Below are 3,986 nucleotides of genomic sequence, written 5' to 3' on the forward strand. Positions count from 1 at the left end.
GCCGTTAATATCAAGCTAGTCGCTCAACTGTCAAGAATTGGAAATAACCTAAATCAACAAACAAAGGCGATTCACACGGCGATGAAGTCCGGGGAAAATCCGAGCAATTGGGAAGAAAACCTAAGAACTGTCGAGGAAGTAGCAAATTTATTAAAGCAAATCCAAGCAGAGTTGATGGGGCTATCAAAAGGTGATCGGGAAGATTACAAAGGGTAAAACCTTCGGAGGAGTACTTGAGTATGTATTCTCAAAAGATACAGCCCAGTACCTAGGAGGAAACATGATAGGGAAAAGCTTAACTGAGCTGAGGAGGGAGTTCACGCGGATTTCAACGCGCAACGAGAGAGTTCAAAAGCCGGTTGCTCACATTAGCCTGAGTCCAAGTCCAACAGAAGAGGTATCGGACGAAACCATGCTGACGTTGGTATCCGAATACATGGATAGACTCGGCTTCGGCGAGTGCCAATGGGTAGTTGCCAAGCACAGCGACACGGAAACACCCGATGGGAAACCAAGACCGCACTACCACATAATCGCCAACCGAGTAAAACTGAGCGATAACAAAGTGGTGTCGGAGTGGATGGATTGGAGGCGCACGGAAAAAATCCTCAGAGACCTTGAAAAAGAATTTGGCATGGTGCAAGTCGCCTCTAGCTGGGAAGTGGAAAGAAGCGCTCCCAGCACGGGACAACAACGGCGCAAGAGACGGGAAAAGCTTGAGTACGAAGCGGGGTTAAGAAGCTCCCCACCGGACGAACCCGTTAAAGTGCAAATTCAAAGAGGCATAGACCAAGCAGCTCTCAGTAACCTGACCATGCCGCAACTGATGGTTAGGCTTCAAGAAGAATGGGGGGTAACAGCTCGGATTGGGGTGACTCGAACCGGGAAAATCAAGGGAATCAGTTACTCCAAAGATGGAGTTAACTTAAGTGGAACTCAGCTAGGAAAAGCCTATACATTTCCAGGGCTGCAAAAGTATAGGGGAATAAGCTACTCTCCATCGCGAGACGATGAAGCCATAAAAGGATTCGACGCACGCGCACATACATACAAGGGAAAGTCCGCCGACACTCTTCCAGCAGGGGAACCTGAAAAGCCTTCAGGGGTGGAGGCAGTATCATAATCTGGAACGTCCAGCCGAGAAAATGGCTCTTATACTTCCTTTGCACAGACGCACTTTGTTGCAAACACACTCTCTAGATACCTGAACTCACTCTCGACAAACTACCTAGAGGGGAAAAAATACATTGGGAGATGGAAAGACGAGCGGCTGACCCTACATGAAAAAGTCCAGTCACAAGAGCCTAGAGAAATATTAAAGGTTGAGTACGACAGCCAAAACAACAGATGGGTTGAAATAGTCTCGCAACTGAGGGAACAGCACATCCGAGATTTCCAGGAAATTGACAAAGAACTCAGACTCAAGGAAAAAGCCAATCCTACAAAAGGGAATAGTAGGAAAAAAGAGTCACCCACCCTGGAATAAAAGAGCCAATTAAAACAATTTCAATCGTCTGAATTAAAATTCACACGCGAAGGTTAGAAATGGAAAAATCAGAGTCCTTGACAATGACAAATTACCGGGATAGATGGAACAAAGAGATATTGCCAAGAAGAGACGAACTCCTAAGAAGATTTCCAGATTTTGCACCATGTTTGTCACTCCAGCAGGTAGGCAATGAACTTGAATACAGCTTCTACATGGTGCCAGTAACGAAGAAGGCAGTAGAGATAAAAGAATACCTGCCTAACTTTTTCCCTGTGTTACAGCAATTCCAGCCTATCGAAATGATGTGGAGGGATACGGGAACAAACGAAATTGACCTATTTCTAGAAATGTTCCCGTCACAAGCACTGCTGGAAAAGGGGCTAGAAGACAAGAAAAAAGAATTCAAAAGGAGGAAAAAGGTAAAGGAAGCCAGATTAGTTTTAGCAAAAATAGGAATAATTACGCTAATAGTAGCGTCAATGAATATTTTTGGTAATGCGGCGGAAAAATCCAAGTTACCAACCATGTGTCAAACAGATAATCAACCATCAGGAATCCAACGATGAAAAATATAATGTTCGCTTTTGAATTATTCTCAATTTATTTTTGTGCAGCTTGCTGCCTGATGCACAAGCCAAGCAATCGAGTAGCATCAAAACCTCAAGGACATAACGAGGATATTGCCAAAACGGAAGAAAACAAAATAGAGCCAAATATCTCCATCAATGGAGTTGAGGAAAAGACAGAGGAACCAATTCTAGCCGATGTTACGACTGATGGCCAATTGCAGTTAGATTGGGAAGTGGACTTCAAGAACCTAAGTCTAAGCGCTTGCAGAAAGATCGCGGGAAAGCTGTCAAAACTAGACAAGGAGAGATTGGGAATCAGCCAAAAGGTTAATTCAAAAGACAAACCCTTAGAACAGCTACAGCAGGAAATAAAAAGCCGATTTAGACACTATCCCGATGAAGTGGGTTCCGTCGTGCGATCGCACTGCAATGCCAAAGCCAGGATAGAGAATGACAAAACAGTGCCACTTGCACCAAAAAAGGAAAGAGGACAATCCAAAACGGCATAGACTTTTAACCCACGCCCATCTTAGATCGCGCTTCATCTGTTTTCCCAACAGGTGAAATCTAGGATAAAGCCCCGCACGACGAAACCGCCCTTATTAGTACAAATGTACTTTAAGGGTGGTCTTTATAGGAACGCACAGTAAAACACAGAATTACGCAAAGGTGAAAAAAAGTATGAATGAGCGGTTATGAAATTCCACCTTGGCTGGAATTTGACAACGATACGGTAAATATAAAACAAAATAAGACAAAATAGAGTAAAGTGACGCAAAGACGAAAAAAGGGGAAAGTTGACGCGATCGCTGTTGCACCATTGTCCATTCCCATCTCTTGCCAATGGTCAATGGTAGATAGTCCATTGTAAGCTCGGTGCAAAATAGCCAATAAAACTGATAGAGAACCAGCATCGTAGGAGGGTTTTCACTTGAGAGTTCGCGCAAGTCACTCCAACGCTCAAATAGCTCAACTAAAGAGACTTCCTGGAATTGCCAGTCGTGCGTTACGACCGGAATCCACTACAGTTAAAACTGGTCAGAATTAAATTGTGCGCTGTACCACCTACAAGGAATGCCTTGAGAGGTAGACGAACAAACGTGGAGTGAAATATTAGGAACGATCCCGCCCTTGATGATGGGTGGCTATTAAGCAAGTCTCAAGAATCAGCTTCAGTAACAGAATTACTGGGGCTAGCTAAGAGATTTAACTGCTCACCGACAGGTAAAGGATAAAGCTTTTCAACCAATCTCAATCGCTTAGGGTTCACGTCAATGAATTGAGTAGGTTGATAATTTTGCCCGCAAGCCGGAGCATCCAAGGGAAGAACAGAAACAACACCTACACGCATCTTTGAATCTTTCAAGCGAACCAAATCGCCGTGACTTAATGAATATCCGTCAGCCGTGCGTTCCTCGCCAAGATATTTGTAAATTGGCTCGTTGTATCGAGCGGCAAGCAAGCCATCGAATCGGGCTTGTTGTTCAGGGGAGAGCGATCGATAAGCCTGATTAAACGGTTCCTTATGGTTGGAACGTAGATTCAAAAGCTGAGTAATGCTTTCACAAGCTAGCAACATAGCTTGTAGATCGCCAAGCGTTGGTGCGGAAGTTGGTGAACCATCAACTTCTTCAAACTGAGAAACTGAAAGAGTTTGACCCTCACCGTTGGTGGTGTTGGCGTATGTGTGAGAATCGGATTGGATTTGCTCAAGCTCTGCTCCATTAACATTTCTTCCGTCGTGAAAGGCGATGGCGTTGCGCTGCTGCGTTCGCCCTTGGCGTTGCCGAAGGCTAGCGCAGATCGCAGTTGGGTGCGCTTCTTCTGTTGAGGAAATGGGGGGGAGATCAAATTCACCAACCGTATGCCGAAAGGCTTGCTCCTCGGCAGCTAGAGGAGTTGACAAATCCACCAACTCGCCACCAAGC

The 3,986-nt window shown here is 45.0% G+C and carries 5 protein-coding genes; 4 read left to right on the top strand and 1 reads right to left on the bottom strand.

Features of this window, described 5'->3' with window-relative positions; genetic code table 11:
* From mobC to V6C93_RS02975, 4 genes are all read left to right on the top strand, one after another.
* On the top strand, positions 1 to 216 hold a 216-nt coding region (mobC, locus tag V6C93_RS02960; RefSeq protein ID WP_333475155.1), incomplete at its 5' end, for a plasmid mobilization relaxosome protein MobC.
* A complete protein-coding gene (locus tag V6C93_RS02965; protein WP_333475156.1) occupies positions 191 to 1,123 on the top strand; it encodes a relaxase/mobilization nuclease domain-containing protein in 933 nt (310 codons plus the stop codon). The genes mobC and V6C93_RS02965, both read left to right, overlap by 26 nt.
* A gap of 422 nt (positions 1,124 to 1,545) precedes the next feature.
* Positions 1,546 to 2,055: a hypothetical protein gene (locus V6C93_RS02970; protein ID WP_333475157.1), complete on the top strand. Its 510-nt coding sequence runs from the start codon at positions 1,546 to 1,548 to the stop codon at positions 2,053 to 2,055.
* Positions 2,052 to 2,567, top strand: coding sequence for a hypothetical protein (locus tag V6C93_RS02975; protein ID WP_333475158.1), 516 nt, complete (start codon positions 2,052 to 2,054; stop codon positions 2,565 to 2,567). Before V6C93_RS02970 ends, V6C93_RS02975 begins: the two co-directional genes overlap by 4 nt.
* 650 nt (positions 2,568 to 3,217) lie before the next feature.
* Here V6C93_RS02975 and V6C93_RS02980 read toward each other — a convergent pair.
* Positions 3,218 to 3,986 (bottom strand): hypothetical protein (locus tag V6C93_RS02980; RefSeq protein ID WP_333475159.1); only part of this gene is annotated, 769 nt, incomplete at its 5' end.

The organism is Allocoleopsis sp. (genome assembly GCF_036703385.1).
Classification (GTDB): Bacteria; Cyanobacteriota; Cyanobacteriia; order Cyanobacteriales; family Coleofasciculaceae; genus Allocoleopsis.

Excerpts from the sequence above, each read along its gene's own strand:
- V6C93_RS02970 (WP_333475157.1), top strand. The coding sequence starts at position 1,546 with ATGGAAAAATCAGAGTCCTTGACAATGACAAATTACCGGGATAGATGG.
- V6C93_RS02975 (WP_333475158.1), top strand. The coding sequence starts at position 2,052 with ATGAAAAATATAATGTTCGCTTTTGAATTATTCTCAATTTATTTTTGT.